Origin of the sequence: Burkholderia sp. Ed8 (assembly GCF_040761425.1) — a bacterium.
Classification (GTDB): Bacteria; Pseudomonadota; Gammaproteobacteria; order Burkholderiales; family Burkholderiaceae; genus Burkholderia; species Burkholderia seminalis.
On sequence record NZ_CP142886.1, the window covers coordinates 3,095,539 to 3,115,139 of the forward strand.

Annotated in this window: 17 protein-coding genes and 1 riboswitch; of the genes, 9 read left to right on the plus strand and 8 right to left on the minus strand. The window is 69.8% G+C overall.

What is annotated here, in order from left to right; genetic code table 11:
* Positions 1-26 precede the first annotated feature (26 nt).
* The 3 genes from VXM69_RS28100 to VXM69_RS28110 are packed head-to-tail and all read left to right on the plus strand — an operon-like array spanning position 27 to position 3,329.
* Positions 27-1,328: a CitMHS family transporter gene (locus VXM69_RS28100; protein ID WP_367189580.1), complete on the plus strand. Its 1,302-nt coding sequence runs from the start codon at positions 27-29 to the stop codon at positions 1,326-1,328.
* Between the two features lie 37 nt (positions 1,329-1,365).
* A complete protein-coding gene (locus tag VXM69_RS28105; RefSeq protein ID WP_059557707.1) occupies positions 1,366-2,532 on the plus strand; it encodes an acyl-CoA dehydrogenase family protein in 1,167 nt (388 codons plus the stop codon).
* A gap of 53 nt (positions 2,533-2,585) precedes the next feature.
* Entirely contained in the window at positions 2,586-3,329 is a 744-nt protein-coding gene (locus tag VXM69_RS28110) for an IclR family transcriptional regulator (protein WP_367189581.1), read from the plus strand.
* 70 nt (positions 3,330-3,399) lie between these two features.
* Here the strand turns inward: VXM69_RS28110 and VXM69_RS28115 are convergent, their stop codons facing one another.
* Both VXM69_RS28115 and VXM69_RS28120 read right to left on the minus strand, forming a co-directional pair.
* A complete protein-coding gene (locus VXM69_RS28115; RefSeq protein ID WP_367189582.1) occupies positions 3,400-4,755 on the minus strand; it encodes a chitinase in 1,356 nt (451 codons plus the stop codon).
* 237 nt (positions 4,756-4,992) lie between these two features.
* Positions 4,993-5,895 carry a LysR family transcriptional regulator gene (locus VXM69_RS28120; protein WP_034186896.1) on the minus strand — a complete coding sequence of 301 codons (903 nt, stop codon included), beginning with the start codon at positions 5,893-5,895 and terminating at the stop codon, positions 4,993-4,995.
* A gap of 94 nt (positions 5,896-5,989) precedes the next feature.
* Here VXM69_RS28120 and VXM69_RS28125 point away from each other — a divergent pair, with 94 nt between their 5' ends.
* On the plus strand, positions 5,990-7,195 hold the full coding sequence (locus tag VXM69_RS28125; RefSeq protein ID WP_367189583.1) for an MFS transporter: 1,206 nt from the start codon (positions 5,990-5,992) through the stop codon (positions 7,193-7,195).
* 6 nt (positions 7,196-7,201) lie between these two features.
* Here VXM69_RS28125 and cobJ read toward each other — a convergent pair whose 3' ends face one another.
* From cobJ to cobG, 4 genes are read right to left on the minus strand one after another with little or no spacing between them, the layout of a single operon-like run.
* Positions 7,202-8,911, minus strand: coding sequence for a precorrin-3B C(17)-methyltransferase (cobJ, locus tag VXM69_RS28130; protein WP_367189584.1), 1,710 nt, complete (start codon positions 8,909-8,911; stop codon positions 7,202-7,204).
* Positions 8,908-9,642, minus strand: coding sequence for a precorrin-2 C(20)-methyltransferase (locus VXM69_RS28135; protein WP_034186894.1), 735 nt, complete (start codon positions 9,640-9,642; stop codon positions 8,908-8,910). Before VXM69_RS28135 ends, cobJ begins: the two co-directional genes overlap by 4 nt.
* Positions 9,639-10,265 (minus strand): precorrin-8X methylmutase, encoded by a 627-nt coding sequence (locus VXM69_RS28140; protein ID WP_034186893.1) that lies wholly within the window; start codon positions 10,263-10,265, stop codon positions 9,639-9,641. The genes VXM69_RS28135 and VXM69_RS28140 overlap by 4 nt, the downstream gene beginning before the upstream one ends.
* Positions 10,258-11,622: a precorrin-3B synthase gene (gene cobG, locus VXM69_RS28145; protein WP_367190214.1), complete on the minus strand. Its 1,365-nt coding sequence runs from the start codon at positions 11,620-11,622 to the stop codon at positions 10,258-10,260. Before cobG ends, VXM69_RS28140 begins: the two co-directional genes overlap by 8 nt.
* Before the next feature lie 106 nt (positions 11,623-11,728).
* A riboswitch (cobalamin riboswitch) is annotated at positions 11,729-11,920 on the minus strand.
* Positions 11,921-12,242: 322 nt separating this feature from the next.
* On the opposite strand from cobG, the gene cbiE reads away from it, so the two are divergent.
* From cbiE to cobM, 4 genes are read left to right on the plus strand one after another with little or no spacing between them, the layout of a single operon-like run.
* Positions 12,243-13,523: a precorrin-6y C5,15-methyltransferase (decarboxylating) subunit CbiE gene (cbiE, locus tag VXM69_RS28150; protein ID WP_367190215.1), complete on the plus strand. Its 1,281-nt coding sequence runs from the start codon at positions 12,243-12,245 to the stop codon at positions 13,521-13,523.
* Positions 13,523-14,611 carry a cobalt-precorrin-5B (C(1))-methyltransferase gene (locus tag VXM69_RS28155; RefSeq protein WP_059557693.1) on the plus strand — a complete coding sequence of 363 codons (1,089 nt, stop codon included), beginning with the start codon at positions 13,523-13,525 and terminating at the stop codon, positions 14,609-14,611. Before cbiE ends, VXM69_RS28155 begins: the two co-directional genes overlap by 1 nt.
* Entirely contained in the window at positions 14,608-15,339 is a 732-nt protein-coding gene (locus VXM69_RS28160; protein ID WP_367189585.1) for a cobalt-precorrin-6A reductase, read from the plus strand. The genes VXM69_RS28155 and VXM69_RS28160 overlap by 4 nt, the downstream gene beginning before the upstream one ends.
* A gap of 43 nt (positions 15,340-15,382) precedes the next feature.
* A complete protein-coding gene (gene cobM, locus VXM69_RS28165) occupies positions 15,383-16,111 on the plus strand; it encodes a precorrin-4 C(11)-methyltransferase (RefSeq protein ID WP_367189586.1) in 729 nt (242 codons plus the stop codon).
* Between the two features lie 26 nt (positions 16,112-16,137).
* Here cobM and VXM69_RS28170 read toward each other — a convergent pair whose 3' ends face one another.
* Complete coding sequence (locus VXM69_RS28170; protein WP_367189587.1) at positions 16,138-17,316, minus strand: MFS transporter; 1,179 nt, start codon at positions 17,314-17,316, stop codon at positions 16,138-16,140.
* Positions 17,317-17,447: 131 nt separating this feature from the next.
* Here VXM69_RS28170 and VXM69_RS28175 point away from each other — a divergent pair, with 131 nt between their 5' ends.
* Complete coding sequence (locus tag VXM69_RS28175; protein ID WP_367189588.1) at positions 17,448-17,951, plus strand: MarR family winged helix-turn-helix transcriptional regulator; 504 nt, start codon at positions 17,448-17,450, stop codon at positions 17,949-17,951.
* A 307-nt stretch (positions 17,952-18,258) separates the two neighbouring features.
* Here the strand turns inward: VXM69_RS28175 and VXM69_RS28180 are convergent, their stop codons facing one another.
* Positions 18,259-19,272, minus strand: coding sequence for a hypothetical protein (locus VXM69_RS28180; RefSeq protein ID WP_155638540.1), 1,014 nt, complete (start codon positions 19,270-19,272; stop codon positions 18,259-18,261).
* Positions 19,273-19,601 lie beyond the last annotated feature (329 nt).

Here is a 19,601-nt window from a genome sequence, read left to right on the forward strand (position 1 = left end):
CGTACCGGCTGAAGAGGAGACGCATCATGCTTGCATGGATCGGCGCGATCGCCATCGTCGCGCTGTTCGGCCTGATCATCACGAAGCGGCTGTCGCCGCTTGTCGCGCTGATCGTCGTGCCGGTGGCCGCGTCGCTCGCGGCCGGCTTCGGATTGACGACCGGCAAGTTCGTCGTGCACGGCGTACAGAACATCGGCCCGATCGCCGGGATGTTCGTTTTTGCGATTCTATTTTTCGGAATCCTCACCGATGCGGGGATGCTCGACCCGATCATCGCCGGCGTACTGCGCTTGATCGGCTGCCATCCGCCGCGCATCGTGATGGGCTCGGCGCTGCTCGCGCTGCTGATCCACCTCGACGGCTCGGGCGCCGTCACGTTTCTCGTCACGCTGCCGGCGATGATGCCGCTCTACACGCGCCTCGGGATGGACCGGCGGATTCTCGCGTGCGTCGCGTCGATGGCGGCCGGCGTCAATTTCCTGCCGTGGGTCGGGCCGATGCTGCGCGCCTCGGCGGCGCTGCACATCCCCGGCTCGGCGATCTTCACGCCAATGATTCCGGTGCAGATCGTCGGGCTCGCGTTCGTGTTCGGCACCGCTTACGTGCTCGGCGTGCGCGAGGCGAAACGGCTCGGGCTCGACCGCGCCGGCGCCGCGTCGCTGGCGATCGCGCCGCGCGAGCTGACCGACGCCGAACGCGCGTTGCGCCGGCCGGGCCGCTTCGGGATCAACGTCGTACTGACGCTCGTCGTGCTCGTCACGCTGGTGTCGGGCATCGTCGACCCGATGGTGTTGTTCATGCTCGGCACGGTCGCCGCGCTCGTGATCAACTACCCGGACGTGCAGGCGCAGCGCGAGCGGATCGACGCGCACGCGAAGGCCGCGCTGATGATGGCGAGCGTGCTGCTCGCGGCCGGCGCATTCACCGGCATCATGTCCGGCACCGGCATGCTGAAGGCGATGGCCGAGGTCGTCGTCGCGCACGTGCCGGTCGAGCATGCGCGCCACATGCCGTTCGTACTCGGGCTGCTGTCGATGCCGCTCAGCCTGTTGTTCGATCCCGATTCGTTCTACTTCGGCGTGCTGCCGGTGCTCGCGGAGAGCGGCAAGCTGCTCGGCGTGCCGCCGATCCAGATGGCGCAGGCCGCGCTGCTCGGCCAGATGACGACCGGCTTTCCGGTGAGCCCGCTGACGCCCGCGACGTTCCTGATCGTCGGCCTGACCGGCGTCGAGCTCGCCGAGCACCAGAAATTCACGATTCCGTTCCTGTTCGCCGCCACCGTGCTGATGGTGTTCGCCGCAGTCGCGACGGGCGTGTTTCCGCTATGAACGGCCGGGCCGTTCACGTTTCCCGGGAGAGCAGTCCATGCAGTTCGACCTGACCGACGACCAGCGCGCGATCGAAAGCGCGATCGAGAAAATCTGCGAGCGCTTCGGCGACGACTACTGGCTCGAACGCGATCGCGCGGGCGGCTTTCCGGCCGACTTTCACGCGGCGCTCGCCGAAGCCGGCTGGCTCGGCATCGCGATGGACCCGGCCCACGGCGGCGCCGGTCTCGGGATGACCGAGGCCGCGCTGATGATGCGCACGATCAGCGCATCGGGCGCCGGCCTGTCCGGCGCGTCGGCCGTGCACATGAACATCTTCGGGCTGAATCCCGTGCAGGTGTTCGGCAACGACGCGCAGAAGGCGCGCTTCCTGCCGCCACTGATCGCCGGGCGCGACAAGGCGTGCTTCGCGGTGACGGAGCCCGACGCGGGCCTCGACACCACGCACCTGAGCACGCAGGCGCGCCGCGACGGCGACCACTACGTGCTCAGCGGGCGCAAGATCTGGATCTCGACCGCGCAGGTCGCGAACAAGATGCTGATCATCGCGCGCACGACGCCGCTCGACCAGGTCGCGAAGCCGACCGACGGGCTGAGCCTGTTCTACACCGACCTCGACCGTTCGCATGTCGAGGTACGCGAGATCGAGAAGATGGGCCGCAAGGCCGTCGATTCGAACATGCTGTTCATCGACAACCTGCGCGTGTCGCGCGACGACCTGATCGGCAACGAAGGCGACGGCTTCCGCTACCTGCTGCACGGGCTGAATCCCGAACGGATCCTGATCGCGGCGGAGGCGATCGGGCTCGGGCAGGCCGCGCTGCGCCGCGCGACGCAGTATGCGTGCGAGCGCGTCGTGTTCGGTCGGCCGATCGGGCAGAACCAGTCGATCCAGCATCCGCTCGCGCAGGCGTGGATGCAGCTCGAGGCCGCGTGGCTGATGGTGATGAAGGCCGCGGCGCGCTACGACGCGGGGCAGTCGTGCGGCGCGGAGGCGAACGCGGCGAAATACCTCGGCGCGGAAGCGGCGTTCCAGGCGTGCCAGACGGCGGTCGCGACGCTCGGCGGGATGGGTTACGCGAAGGAATACCATGTCGAGCGCTACCTGCGCGAGTGTATGATTCCGAGGCTCGCGCCCGTGAGTCCGCAACTGATCCTGTGTTACATCGCGGAGAAGGTGCTCGGGCTGCCGAAGTCGTACTGACGCGCGGCGGCTCGCCCGGCGCGCGGTTTCCCGTTTCGATTCAAGCGCTCGTCATGGACGTCAAACTCGTTGCCCGCACGCTCGACCTGTTCGAGCTGTTCGCCGCCGAACGGCGGCCACTGCCGCTCGCCGAACTCGCGCGCCTGCTCGATGTGCCGCCGTCGAGCTGCCTCGCGCTGGCGCGCACGCTCGTGAGCCGCGGCTATCTGTACGAAGTGCGCAAGCGCGGCGGCTACTACCCGACGCGGCGCCTGCAGACGATCGCCGCCGCGATCGACGCGACCGATCCCGTCGTCGACATCGTGCACCCGCACCTCGTCGCGCTGCGCGACGCGAGCCGCGAGACAGCCGTGCTCGGCAAGATCCAGGGCGTGTCGGTCACGTATCTCGACGTCGTCGAGTCGGAGCAGGCGATCCGCTATACGCGCCAGCCGGGCGAGCTGCGCCCGCTGCATGCGAACTCGATCGGCAAGGCGATCTTCGCGGAACTCGCCGGCGACGCGCAGCAGGCGCTCGGCATGCAACTGCCGTTCGAACGTTTTACCGACGCGACGGTGGCCGACCTGCCGGCGCTCGTCGCGCAGACCGCGCGGTTTCGCGAACTCGGCTGGGCTGAGAACTTCGGCGAGAGCGCGCCCGAGCTGTCGGCGATCGCGGTCGCGCTGACGCTCGACGGCGACTGGTACGGGCTGTCGGTCGTCGGGCCGACCGAACGGATCCGCCAGCAGCGCGACGCGCACGCGGCGCTGCTCGTCGACGCGAAGGCGCGGCTGCTGGCCGAGCACGCGCGCGGGTAGGGCCGCCCGCCGGCGCACGATCCTGCTGCGCCGGAAACGGCCCGCCGCGCGTCGCGGCATCACGACTTCATCACGACTTCACCCACACGCCGCCCGCACTCGGGTTGTCGCCCTGTGTCCACCATTTCGCGCAGTACTTCGCGCCCTGGTACATCACGCAGGTGCCGCCCGGGTAGGCGGTCGTCGCCGACCACACCGGCGAGCCGCCGCCGACCGGCTTCCATACGGCCGCCTGGCCGGGCACGTCGCCCTGGGTCCACCACTGCGCCTGGTACGTCGTGCCCTGGTAGGTGACCGTCGCGCCGGCCGTATAGACCTGGCCGGCCGCCCAGGGCGCGCCGGGCTGCGGCGTGCCGCCGTCCGAGCCGCCGCCGTAGTTCGGATCCTGCGTGACGCCCGCGCCCCACTTGCCGTCGATCTGCCTGAAGATCGTCGCGAACGCGTACGGCTGCTGCGCGACGCCCGAGCAGGTCGGCGACGCGTACGTGCCGCCGGACGGGCACGCCTGATCGCGGCCGACCGACCAGTTGCCGAAGAAACCGTAGCCGTTGCCGATCGCCGCGTTCACCACGCTTTGCGCATTCGCGAGCGTGAAGGTTTCACCCTGCACGTCGTTCACGCCGATCATCGGCGTGACGCCGACCATCTGCCAGAGCTGCGCATGGGTTTTTGGTTGGCCGGCCGACTTGAACGCCGTGTCGAGCTGCGCGTACAGCGCCTGCGCGGCGCTGATCGCGGCGGCGCCCATGTCGATGTTCGCGGGGCCGTAATCCATCGCCATCACGTTGACCGCATCAAACGCGGCCCGATTCGCGAGCGCCGCGTTGACGACGTTCAGGCCGTCCTGCGTGAGTCCGGTCGGCATCGTCGGCAGCGTCAGCGTGACGTGCAGCGGTTTGCCCTTCGCCGCGTAGTCGGACTGCAGTTGCGCGACGGCCTGGAAGTTGCGCGCGGCCGCGGCCGTGTCCTGCTGCGACGCGCCTTCGATGTCGAAATCGATATGCGTGAGGCCGTACGTGTCGATCACGGTCTGGTAGGCCGCCTTCAGCGCGGGGACCGTCGAGCACGCCTGCATCAGCGGCGTGCCGTTCGCACCGCCGAACGAGACGGCGACTTCGCCGCCTTTCGCGCGGTAGCTCGCGATCGACGTCGACAGCGCGGTCAGGAGGCCGCCGCTCGCGCCGTTGCCGATCGGCTGCACGCCGCCCCACGACGGCACGCAGCCGTTGCCCGCGACCACGAACGCGAGCGTGAATTGCTGGATGCCTTGCCGGACGCCGATCTGATCGACGAGCGGCGTCGGATAGAGCGTCACGTCGACGAAGGGCGCATAGACGCCGGCACCCTGGGACACGCTCGCCACGGCAAGCAGACAACCCGCGGCAAGTGCACGCGGGATGAAACGCGGCAACAGATTGTTGTTCATTGTGTTCTCCAAGTGGAAGAGGGATACGCTGGCCTGCGTATCGCTGCCGGCCGGGCGACCGGGCATGCCCGGCCGGCAGCGTGCTCATCTTGGAGGATTCGCGTCGAATAGTGAATGGTTAGGTGTTCTTTTTGTTATTTGATTCCCGATACGTAACGATCTTGCCGATTCGACACGGTCGTGCAACGCGGGGCGGGCGATTTTCCCGATCGGTGCCCGCGGCGCGATACGTGCCGCTTACGTCGATGCCGGCTGCGCCAGCGAACGAGCCAGCGCAACGAAGCGCTCGACGCACGCCGACGAAAACGGCGCGTTCCACGACACGATCTGCTCGACCGCGCGCGCGCCGGCGAGCGGCACGTAGACGACACCGGCGCGTTGCAGCGTTGCCGTGAAGGCCGGCACGATCGCGATCCCCCGTTCGGCGGCGACCAGCGACACGAGCGTCGTGATTTGCGCGGCGGTCGCGCCGATCCGCGGCGAGAATCCGGCACGCGCGCACAGGTCGTCCAGCGCGGCGGTCAACGCCGAACCGTAACCGGGCGGAAAGGTGACAAAGGTGGCGTCGGCCAGTTCCGCAACGTCGAGGCGCGCACGGCCCGCGAGCGGATGGCCGGCCGGCACGGCCGCGACGAGCGGCTCGCGCGACACGACGATCGACGCGACCGGCACGCCGGGCGCGCCGTCCCACGCCCAGCCGAAGCCGACGTCCATCGCGCCGTCGGCGATCTGCCGGCGCTGGCTGGCGGTCGCCGCTTCACGGAACGCGAGTTCGACGTCGGGCATCGTGCGGCTCGCGGCGCGGATCACGTCAGGGAACGTGTCCGACATCGGAATCGCGCTCGCGTAGCCGATCACGATGCGCCCGGCGATGCCCTGCGCGATCTTGCGCGCGCTCGCCTCGGCTTCGGCGGCCGCGCTGACGACGTGGCGTGCATGCTCGAGGAACAGTTCGCCTTGCGGCGTGAGCCGCACCGCGCGCGTCGAACGCTCGAACAGCCGCACGCCGAGCTCGCTTTCCAGCGCGGCGATATGGCGCGTCAGTGGCGGCTGCGCGACGCGCAGGCGCAATGCCGCGCGGCCGAAGTGCAGTTCGTCGGCGACGACCACGAAATAGCGGAGGCGGCGCAGGTCGAGCATTGTTGTCGTTCCGGTATCAATGGCGGTGAAAACGGTATTGGCGCACGCGTGGCGCGCTCGTCAGACTGGCGGCATCGATGACGAGGCATTTCCGATGAACGACAGGACCACACACATCGCATTCTTTCTCTGCGGTTTCGCCGCGTTTCTCAATCTCTATTCGACGCAGGGCATCCTGCACGCACTCGCGGCGACGTTCGGCGTCAGCGCGGAACGCGCGGGGCAGGGCGTCAGCGCGACCACGACGGCCGTCGCCATTATCGCGCCGTTCGTCGGCGTGCTGGCCGCGCGCATCGAGCGTCGCATCGCGATCTCGCTGGCGGCGGTGGCCGTCGCGCTGCCGGTCGTGTGGTCCGCACATGCGGCGGGTTTCGCGTCGTTTCTCGGCGCGCGCTTTGCGGCCGGGCTGGTCATGCCGTTCATCTTCGCGCTGTCGATCGCCTATATCGGAGAGCGCTTCGATCGCGGCACGTCGGCCGAGATCGGTGCGTTGTTCGTCGCCGGCACGACGCTCGGCGGGTTCGCCGGCCGCTTCGTCACGAACCTGCTGACGTCGATGTGGGGCTGGCGGCATGCGCTCGATGTCGTCGCGGCGCTGTGTCTCGTCACGGGCGTCGCGATCTACGCGAGCCTGCCGGCATCCGGTGCGGTTGCGCGGCAGGCGTCCGGCAACGATGCGGAGGCGGGGCCGTCGTCGCGGCTCGTCATGCGCGGCCCGCTGCTCGCGTCATTCGCGATCGGCGCATGCGTGCTCGCGTCGCAGGTCGCGACGTTCACGTTCATCGGCCTGCGGCTCACGCGCGCACCGTTCGGCTTCGACACGGTCGAGATCGGCGCAATTTATGCGGTGTTCCTGGTCGCGGTGGTCGTGACGCCGCTGGCCGGGCGCCTCGCGCGGCATCGCGGCCCGCGCGCGCCGGGGCTCGCCGCGGCCGCGCTCGCGATCGGCGGAGCGTTGCTGACGTTGTCGGACAGCGTGCCGGTGATCCTGGCCGGCCTCGCGCTCAGCTCGACCGCCGTATTCGTCGAGCAGGCGTCGGCGAACACGTTCATTTCGCAGGCGGCGTCGAGCGCACGCTCGACGGCGATCGGCATCTACCTGTCCTGCTATTACTTCGGCGGCAGTCTCGGCTCGATCCTGCCGGTGCCCGGCTGGCATCGCTGGGGCTGGGCCGGCTGCGTCGCGTTCGTAGTCGTCGCGCAGGCCGCGGTCGGCGTGCTCGTGTACCGGTTCTGGCGTACCGGCGGCGCATCCGGCCTTACGCATGCCGACGCGCGCACCGTCACGCTGCCGCGGTAACCGCGATCAGCGATACCAGCGCGGCGTATAGACCCATTCGCGCGCGTTGCCGATCGCGAAGCGCCGCGTCGTCGACGAGCCGACGATCACCATCGTCCGCATGTCGACCTGGTCGCTGCGCAGCGCGCCGAGCGTCGTCGTCGCGAGCGTCGCGCCCGGCCGGCCGATGTCGCGGCCGAGTACGACCACCGTATCGGCCGCGCGATGCGCACGCACGAGGTCGAGCGCGCGGTCGAGCTGCCACGGCCGCGCACGCGAGATCGGGTTGTAGAACGCCATCACGAGGTCGGCTTGCGCCGCATGCCGCAGGCGCGTCTCGATCACGTCCCACGGCTTCAGGTTGTCCGACAGCGAAATCGCGCAGAAGTCGTGACCGAGCGGCGCGCCGGCCTGCGCGGCCGTCGCGAGCGACGCCGAGATGCCGGGCTCCACGCGCAGGTCGACCGCGGCCCATTGCGGGTCGCGCGTGTCGTCGAGCGCTTCGAGCACGGCCGCGGCCATCGCGAACACGCCGGGGTCGCCCGACGACACGACCGCGACGCGCCGGCCTTCGGCCGCGAGTTCGAACGCATGGCGCGCGCGCTGCATTTCCTCGCGATTGTCGGTGCCGTGCACGCGCTGGTCGCCGCGGAACGGGCCGGCCATGTTCACGTAGGTCGTGTAGCCGAGGATGTCGGTCGCTTCGGCGAGCGCGGCGCGAGCGGCCGGCGTGAGCCACGCGGTGCCGCCCGGGCCAAGGCCGAGCACCGTCAGGCGGCCGCGCGCGCGGCCGAGCGTGGCGGGATCGACCGGATGCGACGCGACCGCGCACGCGAGACCGTTCGATACCGGACGCAGCGTATGCGCGACACGCAACGTGTGGCCGAGCAGCGCGGCTGCATCGGCGGGCGCGCTGCCGTCGGCATCGGCGAAACGCAGCGGCACGTCGAGTGCCCGCGCGGCTTCCTCCAGCGCGGGTTCGCCGATCGACGACGCCGGCGCGACGAGGGCCGCGAGTGCCAGCCGCGCGAGACCTTGTGCGTCGAGCATGGCGGCGATGCGTGTGGCGAGCGCCTCGTGCGCGTGCATGGCATCGCCTGCGATGCCGACCACCACGCTGCGAGGATGGATCACGAGTTCGTCGTGCGTGCCGCGCCATGCGTCGGGCGTCACGCGGATCGCATGCGCGGCCGCGTCGTCGCGCGGCAGCGCGACATCGTCGAGCCACGCCGCCGCGCCGTCGACACGCGTCGATGCGCCCGCGAGCAGGTCGGAAACGAAGCGCTTGCCCTGCGCGAGATCGGCCAGCGCATACCCGTCGGGCGGATTGAGCACGCATGCGCCGAAACGCAGTTCGCCGCTGGTCGTGATCGCCGGCGCGACGCCCACGCATGCGGCGATTTCGCGCGCGATCACGTTGACGCCCGTCAGCCCGCCGAGCAGCGGTACGACGGCCGAACCGTCTTCCGCAACCGCGAGCACGGGCGGCTCGACGCCCTTGTCCGCGAGCGCGGGGGCGAGGCAGCGGATCACGATGCCGGCCGCGCACAGCGCGACGATCGGCAGGCCGCGTGCGTAGAGTTCGCGCAGGTGCGCACCGAGTTCGTCGAACCGCACGTCGGCATCGACGCGCGACGCGAGGCCATGCACGCTAGCGCCCGGATAGCGCGCCTGGATGCGTCGCGCGGTGTCGAGCGCGCCGGCACCGAGTATCACGATCGCGGGCGGGGTCGTCATCCTTGCCATTTTTCCCCCGGCACGACGAGCAGCGAGAAATACGGCGACGCCATCGGATCGACTGCGTCGAGCGGCACGATGCGCTGGTTCGCCATCGTCGCGCGCTCGACGTACAGCGCGCGCTTCGCGAGCCCGAGTTCGTCGAGCACGCGCCGCACCTTGTCGAAATTGCGACCGAGCTTCATCACGACGGCCGCGTCGGCGCGCGCGAGCCGCTCGCGCAGTTCATGCTCGGGCAGCACGCCGGACAGCACCGACAGGCTCTGGTTGCGATAGACGAGCGGCTGGCCGAGCACGGCCGTGCCGCCGAGCATCGCGCAGACGCCCGGGATCACCTCGGTGTCGTAGCGCGGCGCGAGGCGGTCGTGCAGGTACATGTACGAGCCGTAGAAGAACGGGTCGCCTTCGCAGATCACCGCGACGTCGCGTCCCGCGTCGAGATGGGCGGCGACGATCTCGGCGGCCGTGTCGTAGAAGTCGGCGATCACGGTCTCGTAGCAGAGCGGCGGCGGCAGCACTTCGGTCGTCACCGGATAGACGAGCGGCAGTTGCGTCTGCCCGTCGAGCAGGTGGGCTTCGACGATGCCGTACGCATTGCCCTTCTTGCCCTTCGCGACGAAATACGCGACCACGGGCGCCGCCTGCAGCACGCGCAGCGCCTTGATCGTCATCAGTTCGGGATCGCCGGGGCCGACACCGACCCCGAACAGCCGGCCGCGCATGGTCGTCATTCGACCTCCGTCGCCAGTGCGTTGACCGCGGCGGCGGCCATCGCGCTGCCGCCGCGCCGGCCGAGCAGCGCGACGTACGGCACGCCGCGGCTGTCGGCATCGAGCATCGCCTTCGATTCGGCCGCGCCGATGAAACCGACCGGAAAACCGAGGATCAACGCGGGACGCGGCGCGCCGGCGTCGATCATGTCGAGCAGGTGGAACAGCGCGGTCGGCGCATTGCCGATCACGACGACGCTGCCCGCGAGATGCGGACGCCACAGTTCGAGCGCCGCCGCCGAGCGCGTGTTGCCGAGATGGCGCGCGAGATCGGGCACCTCCGGCTCGCCGAGCGTGCAGATCACGCGGTTGTCGGCCGGCAGCCGCGCGCGCGTGATGCCTTCGGCGACCATTCTCGCGTCGCACAGGATCGGCGCGCCGGCCGCGAGCGCGGTGCGGCCGGCCGTGCCGGCGCCAGCCGAAAAGCGCAGGTCGTAGACGACGTCGACCATCCCGCACGCATGGATCACGCGCACCGCGAGTTTCTCGAGGTCGGGCGGAACGCGCGACAGGTCGGCCTCGGCGCGGATCGTCGCGAACGACTGGCGGTAGATTTCCTGCCCGTCGCGAATGTAGTCAAGCATCGGTGGTGTCCTGGCTGTGCCGCGCGTCCGTCAAACGGGCCGCGGCCTGGTCAATCGTCAGATGGCGCGCGAGCGGGGCGCCAAGGCCCGCGGCCGCGTCGCGCCGGTAAAGGTCGTAGTGCGCGGGCGCCACCGCGACGAGCGTGTGCGCCGCGGGATGCGGCAGCGCGCAGTGGCGCTCGCAGCCGGTCAGGTGCACGTCGACCGGATGGCCGATGCGCGCGGCGAGGGCGAGCGCGTCGTGTTTCGTGTCGGCCCGCGCTTTCGCGCAGCCCGTGCTGCCGGTGCAGGCGACGAGGGTCGCCAGCGGGTCGGACGATGCGCAGACGAGGCCGAGCGACGCCAGTGCCGCCAACGTGGCCGGGGCGCGTTCGTTCGGCACGCCGTGGAGAAACACGCCTTGCCACGGCGTCATCGACAACGTGCCGTCGCCGTCGGCTTCGGCCAGCGCGGCGAGCCGTTCCAGTTGTGTCGCGTCGAGCCGCCCGAGCACGCATTGCGCGCCGACGCTGCAGCATGCCGCATCGCGCGACGCGCGCATGCCGAAACGCAGCGCCGGGTCGGTGCGCGTGCGCCGCCAGCCGGCGAGCGCGGAATCAGCCGTGAGCGGGAAGGGCAGGTAGTGCTGCGCGCGTGCGAGCAACGCGCATTCACCGGCGGTCGCGAGCACCCCACGCATCCGCGTGACCTCGGCCGGTGCGAGATCGAGGAACGCGAGCAGCAATGCGCGAACCAGTGCGACGGCCTGATCGGGCGACACGTCGACCGATGCGGGCCGGTCGTCCTGCGCGACCGGCGGGCAGCCGGCCAGCCCGGCCGCGAGGCGTACCGCGCCGTCCGCGCGGCGCCAGGCGGCCAGCCAGATGTCGTGCGGATGATCGAGCGCCGCAACCGCTTCGCCGCCGTCGAGCTGGATCGAGAATTTCGGCGACAGCTCGCCGCGGCGCGGCTCGCCGGCCAGCATGTCGAGCAGCGGCATCGCGAGCGCGCGGCTGTCGACGAGCGCGGCGGGATCGTGCCCGGCGAGCGGGCTGAGCAGGAGGTTGCGGACGTCGTCGCTCGCGGCGAGCGCGGCCGTCTCGTCGACCGCGCCTGCGGCTGCGTCGACGCGCGGGCCGAGCCCCGCCTCGAGCAATGCGCGCGTCAGCGCATCGGCGGCGCTGTCGCGAATGCCGCGCAGCTGGAGATTCGCGCGATTGGTCGCGTCGATCGCGCCGGAGCCGTACGCGCGGGCGGCGGCGGCAATCGCACGCGCCTGGCGCGCATCGAGCCGGCCGCCCGGCAGCTTGACCCGGCACAGCCCGCCATCGGCGGCCGCGACCACGCGCACGAGCCCCGGGCAGGCCGACGGGCGCACGACGGGCGACGCAGGAATCGAATCGGGGGCGGAACTCAACGGGATACCGGGACAGTGTCGCGCCGCGGCCAACGCATCGGTACACCCCGCCCGACGCCGACTGGCACGCACGCACTTTCTGGCCGGCAGGTCTCCTGGCTGACAGGTCGGCGCCGGCTCCCGGCCTTCCCGGTGAAACCAGTGGCATGAGGGGGAGATCGGCTCGCTGTCTACAGTTGCGGGGGCAGCCACAGCGGCGCGCGGCGCGCCCTGTGTTCCCTCTTCGGCCCCGAAGGGCACCGGCGAACGAACGGCCGTAGGATACCCGATTTCGGCACCGGCCCGACATCGGCCATGTGCGTCGCAACCGTGTCGCAGCATGGCTGCGACGACCTGCGCGCGGCAGCGCGGATGGTACGATTGGCGGCTCGGCACTGGATCGGCGACACGCCGGTGTCCGCGACGATGAAACTGGGCGGGGCCAGCTGTTCGCCATGCGGATCGCGCGGGCCTGGCCGACACCGCTGGCGCGTCCCGCGCCGGGCAGTCGGCGCCGACGGCAATCGCCGGATCGACGCGCGGCGGCGCAACGGCCGCGCATCGCAACACACTGGATGAAATCGAACGATGGGGAAGGGTGCATGACGGCGTGGCTGACGGTAGTGGGCATCGGCGACGACGGTTACGCGGGGCTCGGGCGCAATGCGCGACGCGCGCTGCTCGGCGCGACGCGCGTGGTCGGCGCGAAGCGGCATCTCGACATGCTGCCCGCGCGGTTGCCGGCCGCGCGCGAAGCGTGGCCGTCGCCGTTCGATCTCGCGGGCGTGCTCGCGCGGCGCGGCTCGCCCGTCTGCCTGCTCGCGAGCGGTGACCCGATGCTGTTCGGCGTCGGCGCGACGCTCGCGCGCCAGCTTTCTCCCGACGAATGGCGCGTGCTGCCCGCGCCGTCGTCGCTGTCCCTCGCGGCCGCACGCCTCGGCTGGGCGCTGCAGGACGTCGGCGCGGTGTCGCTCGTCGGCCGTCCGCTCGCGACGCTCGCGCGTCATCTGCTGCCGGGCCGGCGCCTGTTCGTGCTGAGCGCCGACGGCCGCACGCCGGCCGCCGTCGCGGCCGAACTCGCCGCACGCGGCTTCGGGCCGACGCGCATCAGCGTGTTCGAACATCTGGGCGGCCCGCTCGAACGGCGCGTCGACGGCCTCGCGCAGGACTGGAAAGTCACCGAAACGGCCGCGCTCAATCTCGTCGCGCTCGACTGCCGGGCCGGCCCCGACGCGCCGCGCCGCGCGCTCACGCCGGGCCTGCCCGACGATGCATACCGCCACGACGGCCAGCTCACCAAGCGCGACTTGCGCGCGATGACGCTCGGGCGCCTCGCGCCCGCACCCGGCGAGCTGCTGTGGGACGTCGGCGCGGGCAGTGGCTCGATCGGCATCGAATGGATGCGTGCGCATCCATCCTGCCAGGCGATCGCGGTCGAGGCGCATGCGGAACGGCAGCGCTTCATCGAACACAACCGCGACGCACTCGGCGTGCCGGGCCTGCAGCTCGTCGCGGGCCGCGCGCCCGACGCGCTGGCAGGACTCGCCACGCCCGACGCGATCTTCATCGGCGGCGGTGCGACGGCGCCCGGCGTGCTCGACGCGTGCTGGGCCGCGCTGAAACCCGGCGGCCGGCTCGTCGCGAATGCGGTCACGCTGCAGGGCGAGATGGCGCTCGCCGCGTGGCGCGACGCGCACGGCGGCACGCTCACGCGCGTGTCGCTCGCGCATGCGGAACCGCTCGGCCGCTTCGACACGTGGCGCCAGCCGCTGCCCGTCACGCTGTACGACGTGCGCAAGCCCGACGCGGCCGACAGGGTCGAGACGGCCGATGCGATCGACATAGCCGGCGCATCGAACCCGGCGAACGCAACGGACGCGTGATGCGCGACGAAACCCCCGAACAGCCCGCGCCGCTGCGGTTCGGCTACACGACCGGCAGCTGCGCGACCGCGACGTCGCTCGCGGCCGCGCGGCTGCTGCTCGCGGGCCGGGCGGACGACGCGGTCGAGATCGTGCTGCCGAAAGGGCAGCGCGTGATGATGCGGCTCGAGTTCTGCCGCCTCACGGCCGAAGGCGCGGAAGCCGGCACGATCAAGGATGCCGGCGACGATCCGGACGTCACGCACGGCGCGCTGATCTTCGCGCGTGTCGCGCTCGCGGCCGCGCCCGGCGTGCGCTTTCACGCGGGGCCGGGCGTCGGCACGGTCACGCGCGCGGGGCTGACGCTGCCGGTCGGCGAACCGGCGATCAACCCGGTGCCGCGCCAGATGATGACGACGCATCTGGAGGCCCTCGCAGCCGAGCACGGCTACGCAGGCGGCTTCGACGTGACGATCGGCGTCGAAGGCGGCGAGGCGCTCGCGCTGAAGACGATGAACCCGCGCCTCGGCATCGTCGGCGGGCTGTCGATCCTCGGCACGACGGGCATCGTGCGGCCGTTCTCGTGTTCGGCCTATATCGCATCGATCCACCAGGGGATCGATGTCGCGCGCGCCAACGGCATCGCGCATATCGCCGCGTGCACGGGCAACGCGAGCGAGGACGCGATGCGCGCGCACTACGGCCTGCCCGACATGGCGCTGATCGAGATGGGCGATTTCGCGGGCGCGGTGCTCAAGCACCTGCGCCGCGCACCGGTCGCGCGGTTGTCGATGTGCGGCGGATTCGGCAAGCTCAGCAAGCTCGCGGCGGGCCATCTCGACCTGCACAGCCGCCATTCGAGCATCGACCTGCCGCTGCTCGCGCAATGGGCGGCTGAAGCCGGCGCGAGCGAGGCGCTGCAGGCCGCGATGCGCGCCGCGAACACGAGCCAGGAAGCGCTGAAGCTCGCCCTGGCCGACGGCGTGCCGCTCGGCGATCTCGTTTGCGCGCAGGCGCTGCGGGTCGCACGCGACATCGTGCCGCCGTCGGTCGCCGTCGAGATGTTCGCGATCGACCGGCAGGGCCGCTTCGTCGGGGAAGCGCGATGAGCATGCGCATCCTGCTGCTCGGCGGCACCGGCGACGCGCTGAAGATCGCACGCGCGCTCGGCCCGCATCACGTCTACAGCCTGGCTGGTCTCGGCAAGGTGCCGGACGACCTGCGCTGCGACGTGCGCGTCGGCGGCTTCGGCGGGGCCGCCGGGCTGGCCGCGTATCTTCGCGACGCCGGAATCGGCCTCGTGATCGACGCCACGCATCCGTATGCCGCGCAAATCAGTACGAACGCCGCTGCCGCGACGCGCGACGCGGGCGTACCGCTATGGGCGCTGCGCCGCGCGCCCTGGACGCCGCAACCGGGCGACGACTGGCGGATGGTCGACGACTGGGCCGGCATCGAGGCCGCGCTCGCGCCGTTCAGGCGGCCGCTGTTCACGCTCGGCCGCGAACCGCTCGCGCACCTCGATACGATCCCGCCGCACCAGTTCTGGCTCGTGCGCTGCCTCGACGCGCATCCCGGCAATGCGCATGCGCAGGTCATCGCCGCGCGCGGGCCGTTCACGCTCGACGGCGAACGTGCGCTGTTCGCGCTGACGGGCATCGACGTCGTCGTCAGCAAGAACAGCGGCGGTGCGGCCACCGAGGCCAAGCTCGATGTCGCGCGCGAACGCAGGGTGCCGGTCGTGATGCTGCGCCGGCCGTCGCTGCCCGATGCCGACCGGGCGTTCGATTCGGTCGCGGCGCTGCTCGACGCACTCGATCCGGCCGCGCGCGTTTGACGCCGCGCAGCGAATCATCCAACGTATTGACGGAGAATTTTCGATGACGGTGTATTTCATCGGCGCGGGGCCCGGCGACCCCGGGCTGATCACGGTGAAGGGCCAGCGCCTCGTGCGTACGTGCCCGGTGATCCTGTATGCGGGCTCGCTGGTGCCCGCGGCCGTGCTCGACGGTCATCGCGCGGAGCAGGTCGTCAACACGGCCGATCTCGACCTCGACGCGATCGTCGCGCTGCTCGCGGACGCGCATGCGCAAGGGCGGGACGTCGCACGCGTGCATTCGGGCGACCCGTCGCTGTACGGCGCGATCGGCGAGCAGATCCGCCGGCTGAAGGCGCTCGGGATTCCGTACGAAATCGTGCCGGGCGTGACGGCGACGGCCGCGTGCGCGGCGACGCTCGGCGTCGAGCTGACGTTGCCCGGCGTCGCGCAGACGGTGATCCTCACGCGCTTCGCGGGCAAGACCACGATGCCGGAAGGCGAGGCGCTCGGTTCGCTCGCCGCGCACCGCGCGACGCTCGCGATCCATCTCGGCGTGCGCCATCTCGCGCGCATCGTCGACGAAGTGCTGCCGCACTACGGCGCGGATTGCCCGGTCGCGGTGATCTATCGCGCGAGCTGGCCCGACGAGGAGCGCGTGACCGGCACGCTGGCGGACATCGTCGACAAGGTGCGCGGCACGCAGATCGAGCGCACCGCATTGATCCTGATCGGGCGCGTGCTCGATGCCGACGGGTTCGCGGATTCGACGCTGTACGCGAGCGCGGGCTGATCACGCCGGCCCGGCGGACGGGCCGCTCAGGCCCGCGCCGTCTGCCGCGCCAGCCGCGGCGCAAACCCGGCCGCCAGCGCGAACAGCGCGACACACAGGCACGCCATCGCGATCCACGCGGGCGTCAGGTCCGCGAGATGCTGGCGTACGAGCCCGGCCGCGAACGGGAACAACCCGGCGACCAGATAGCCGACACCCTGCACGAACCCTGTCAGCGATGCAGCGTCGGCCGGCGTTGCCGCATGGTCGACCGTGACGATCAGCGACAGCGGAAACAGCGCGCCGATCCCCGCGCCGAGCAGCAGCGCGGCCGGCAGCGCGAACGCGTCGGGTGCGGCCAGCATCGCCAGCAACCCCGCGAACAGCGACGCGATCGCCGCATGCAGCGCGGGCCGGCGATCGGGCAGGCGGTCGATCGTTGCCGAGATCGTCAGCCCCGCGATAACTTCCGCGAGCGTCACGCCGCCGAGCAGGCTGCCGGCCGCCGTCGGCGACCAGCCGAGCCGCATGTAATACGGCGGCAGCCAAGCGAGCACGAGCGTGTAGGCGCCCGTCGCGATCCCGAAGAACAGCGCGAGCCGCCACGCACGCGCCGAACGCGACGGTCGTGCATTCGACGTCGAGACCGGCCCGGCGGCGAAGCCGCCGCCGCCGCGGCTGGCGAGCGGCCATGCGAGCGCGGCCACCGCGGCCGGCAGCGCCCAGCCGGCCAGCGCGGCGAGCCAGCCCCAGCCCGCCGCGGCGAACGGCGCGACCACGCTCGCCAGCACCGCGCCGCCCATGATCGACGTCGAATAGACGCCCATCGCGCCGCCGATGCGCGTCGCGAAATGCGCCTTCACGAAACCGGGCAGCAGCGCCTGCACCATCGCGATCCCGACGCCCGCGCAGCAGGCGCTCGCGAGCAGCAGCCACGCGTGCCGCGCGCCGATGCGCGATGCGCAGGCCAGCCCGATCAGCGCGACGCCGAGCCAAACACCGCCCGCGATGCCGGTAACGCGCTGCAGGCGCCGCGCGCCCAGTGCGCCGAGCCCCATCAGCAGGATCGGAATCGTCGTCAGCAGGCTGGCCGCGCCGTCGCCGATACCGGTCGTGCGCTGGATCATGTCGAGCAGCGGGCCGACCGCGGCGAGCGCGGGACGCAGGTTCAGCCCGACCAGCACGATGACGGCCAGCCGCCATCCCGGGGAAGTGAAGCGATTCATCGACGAGGCCCTCGATATCGGTGCGCGGCTGCCGTCGAGACGCCGCGCGTTTTTCAGGTAAAGTATCTCGACATCAAGATAAACGCCGATTTATCTCGACGTCAAGATAACTGGTGAGCCGAGGAGGGTTAATGGATCGAGCCGCGCATGCGCTCGCGCAATGGCGCGCCGAGCGTCCGGATCTGGACGCGTCGTCGATGGTCGTGATGGGGCGGCTGCAGGAAGCCGCGCTCGTGATCGCGCGCGACCGTCTCAATCCGCTGTTTGCGCGCTACGGGATGCAGCCGGGCGAATTCGACGTGCTCGCGACGCTACGGCGTAGCGGCGCGCCGTTCGCGCTGACGCCGACCGCGTTGTACGACGCGCTGATGATGTCGTCGGGCGGCATGACCGCACGCATCGACCGGCTGCAGAAGGCCGGCTGGGTCGAGCGGCGGCCGAACCCGGCCGACGGGCGCGGCACGCTCGTCGCACTGACGGATACGGGTCGCGCGCTGATCGACGATGCGGTCGTTGCGCACATCGAGAACCAGCGCGCGCTGCTGGCCGCGCTGTCGGAGGCGGAGCAGGCGCAGTTGTCGCAGCTGCTGGGAAAGCTGCTGGCCGGTCTCGAAGGTGCGGCGCCAGAGGCTTGAGGCGGGCGCCCGGTGCGGGTGACAAAGGCATCGTGGACGTCGCTTGCCGACCCGAAGCGGTCGACGAACTTATTCGCCTTGGCCGACCGCAGCTGGCTGAACAGCGGACGCTCGCGAATCTGCGGTGAGAGGTGAGCGGGCCTGCCGTGGCAAGGACGCGCGCGCTGCCGCGCGTCTTAGTAGACAGTAGCGCTCCACTGCGGCATGCGACCCTAGCTACGCGGGCATTAGTCATGCGATGCATGATGAACAAAATATTTTCCTTTTGACAACGCGCTACGGCTGAGTAAGCTGTTCCGTAATTCGATCAAGAGGTGGAGCTACGCTTTATCTTTCCGAACTCTGCTTTGACGAGAAACGCTTTCTCTTCCTCCATTTCGGTGGCCGAATTGGCGGATACAGCTGCGCCATAAAGCTTTGACTTAACCTTAATTGCTAGACCGCGGTCTGAAGAAAATGCGGTGTTTTCGCGCACTTCCAAAGCAGCCCTTGTGCAGCCGCCAATTTCGCGTGCATCAATGAGCGCGTTCCAAGATGGCTCGAAATGTACCCATGCGAAACGGGTCACGTCTAACTTATCGCCTTCTTTCCACTCGCGTCCGTCCAATTCAAATTCTCGAGTGTCGAGGTCGATGGTATCGGTTCTGGCAGCGAGGGAAGCACCAATTTCGGCCTCCCCGATATTTTTCGACCCGCCAGTGACAGAGCCATCCATCTTTCGAGATGATGAGGCGTTGTGCTTCTTTGAGATGACGACCTTAGTCGCCCCGAGATGCACCAGTAGCTTCAAGAGTTCAGCTTCTCTTTCCTGGAGTAATAGCTCATCATACTTGTCGGAAGGGATATAGACGTCAGCTTTTCCTGCGGCTGGAACGTCGGCTAGCGGATGCTGCTTGTAGACTTGCCCGACTTGAGGGTGGCCCGGCGGAAATTTGAAGCCAGCGTCCTTTGCCATCTGAATGGAATATGCGTGCCTGCGCATGAATGCTCCGATCGCCTCTTGCTCTTGACTATCTAATTCCTTAGGCAACTGCTCTTTGTCTTTTGTGAAAATACGAGCGACTGCAGGGCTGGATGCCGCTGCAGATATAAGCAGCGACGCTGGAAGCCCAAGCAGAGGACCACCCAACGCACTGGCGACGATTTTGACGGCGCCTGCTGCTGCCCCTGCTGCGGCAGCGGCACCCAATCCGGCGGCAGTTGCGCCACGAGAATCGCCGGGGTTTACTTCGACTCCCGGATCGAACTTGGATCCAGGCATCGTAAAGTTGGGGCGATACGGCGGAACATCCTGCGGTTCAACGATGTAAAGAAGGTTCATTGCATTTGTTTGTTCGATCTAGACGCACAACGGCGTCCAAGCTGGTTGACGTTCGCTTCACGCTCTGTAGGGACCAACTCAATCTCGACTGGATAACGGCGAATTCGCAGCTACGCTTTAGCGTTGCAGTCGAATTCGCAGAAGCGCGATCGCCGCCCACATTTACCTAAAGGCGCCCGGTCTTTGTATCGCCATTGCCCGGCGCGAGCACACGCACCGGGGCGCAGCTTCTTGGCCGTCATTACGTGTCTGCGCATTGCCTTGACGACGGGCTACGGCAACTTCGCGCAGTAGCCGACTCACTTCGCTAGCAACGAGCGATCGAGGTC

Excerpts from the sequence above, each read along its gene's own strand:
- VXM69_RS28100 (WP_367189580.1), top strand. The coding sequence starts at position 27 with ATGCTTGCATGGATCGGCGCGATCGCCATCGTCGCGCTGTTCGGCCTG.
- VXM69_RS28105 (WP_059557707.1), top strand. The coding sequence starts at position 1,366 with ATGCAGTTCGACCTGACCGACGACCAGCGCGCGATCGAAAGCGCGATC.
- VXM69_RS28110 (WP_367189581.1), top strand. The coding sequence starts at position 2,586 with ATGGACGTCAAACTCGTTGCCCGCACGCTCGACCTGTTCGAGCTGTTC.
- VXM69_RS28115 (WP_367189582.1), bottom strand. The coding sequence starts at position 4,755 with ATGAACAACAATCTGTTGCCGCGTTTCATCCCGCGTGCACTTGCCGCG.
- VXM69_RS28120 (WP_034186896.1), bottom strand. The coding sequence starts at position 5,895 with ATGCTCGACCTGCGCCGCCTCCGCTATTTCGTGGTCGTCGCCGACGAA.
- VXM69_RS28125 (WP_367189583.1), top strand. The coding sequence starts at position 5,990 with ATGAACGACAGGACCACACACATCGCATTCTTTCTCTGCGGTTTCGCC.
- cobJ (WP_367189584.1), bottom strand. The coding sequence starts at position 8,911 with ATGACGACCCCGCCCGCGATCGTGATACTCGGTGCCGGCGCGCTCGAC.
- VXM69_RS28135 (WP_034186894.1), bottom strand. The coding sequence starts at position 9,642 with ATGACGACCATGCGCGGCCGGCTGTTCGGGGTCGGTGTCGGCCCCGGC.
- VXM69_RS28140 (WP_034186893.1), bottom strand. The coding sequence starts at position 10,265 with ATGCTTGACTACATTCGCGACGGGCAGGAAATCTACCGCCAGTCGTTC.
- cbiE (WP_367190215.1), top strand. The coding sequence starts at position 12,243 with ATGACGGCGTGGCTGACGGTAGTGGGCATCGGCGACGACGGTTACGCG.
- VXM69_RS28155 (WP_059557693.1), top strand. The coding sequence starts at position 13,523 with ATGCGCGACGAAACCCCCGAACAGCCCGCGCCGCTGCGGTTCGGCTAC.
- VXM69_RS28160 (WP_367189585.1), top strand. The coding sequence starts at position 14,608 with ATGAGCATGCGCATCCTGCTGCTCGGCGGCACCGGCGACGCGCTGAAG.
- cobM (WP_367189586.1), top strand. The coding sequence starts at position 15,383 with ATGACGGTGTATTTCATCGGCGCGGGGCCCGGCGACCCCGGGCTGATC.
- VXM69_RS28170 (WP_367189587.1), bottom strand. The coding sequence starts at position 17,316 with ATGAATCGCTTCACTTCCCCGGGATGGCGGCTGGCCGTCATCGTGCTG.
- VXM69_RS28175 (WP_367189588.1), top strand. The coding sequence starts at position 17,448 with ATGGATCGAGCCGCGCATGCGCTCGCGCAATGGCGCGCCGAGCGTCCG.
- VXM69_RS28180 (WP_155638540.1), bottom strand. The coding sequence starts at position 19,272 with ATGAACCTTCTTTACATCGTTGAACCGCAGGATGTTCCGCCGTATCGC.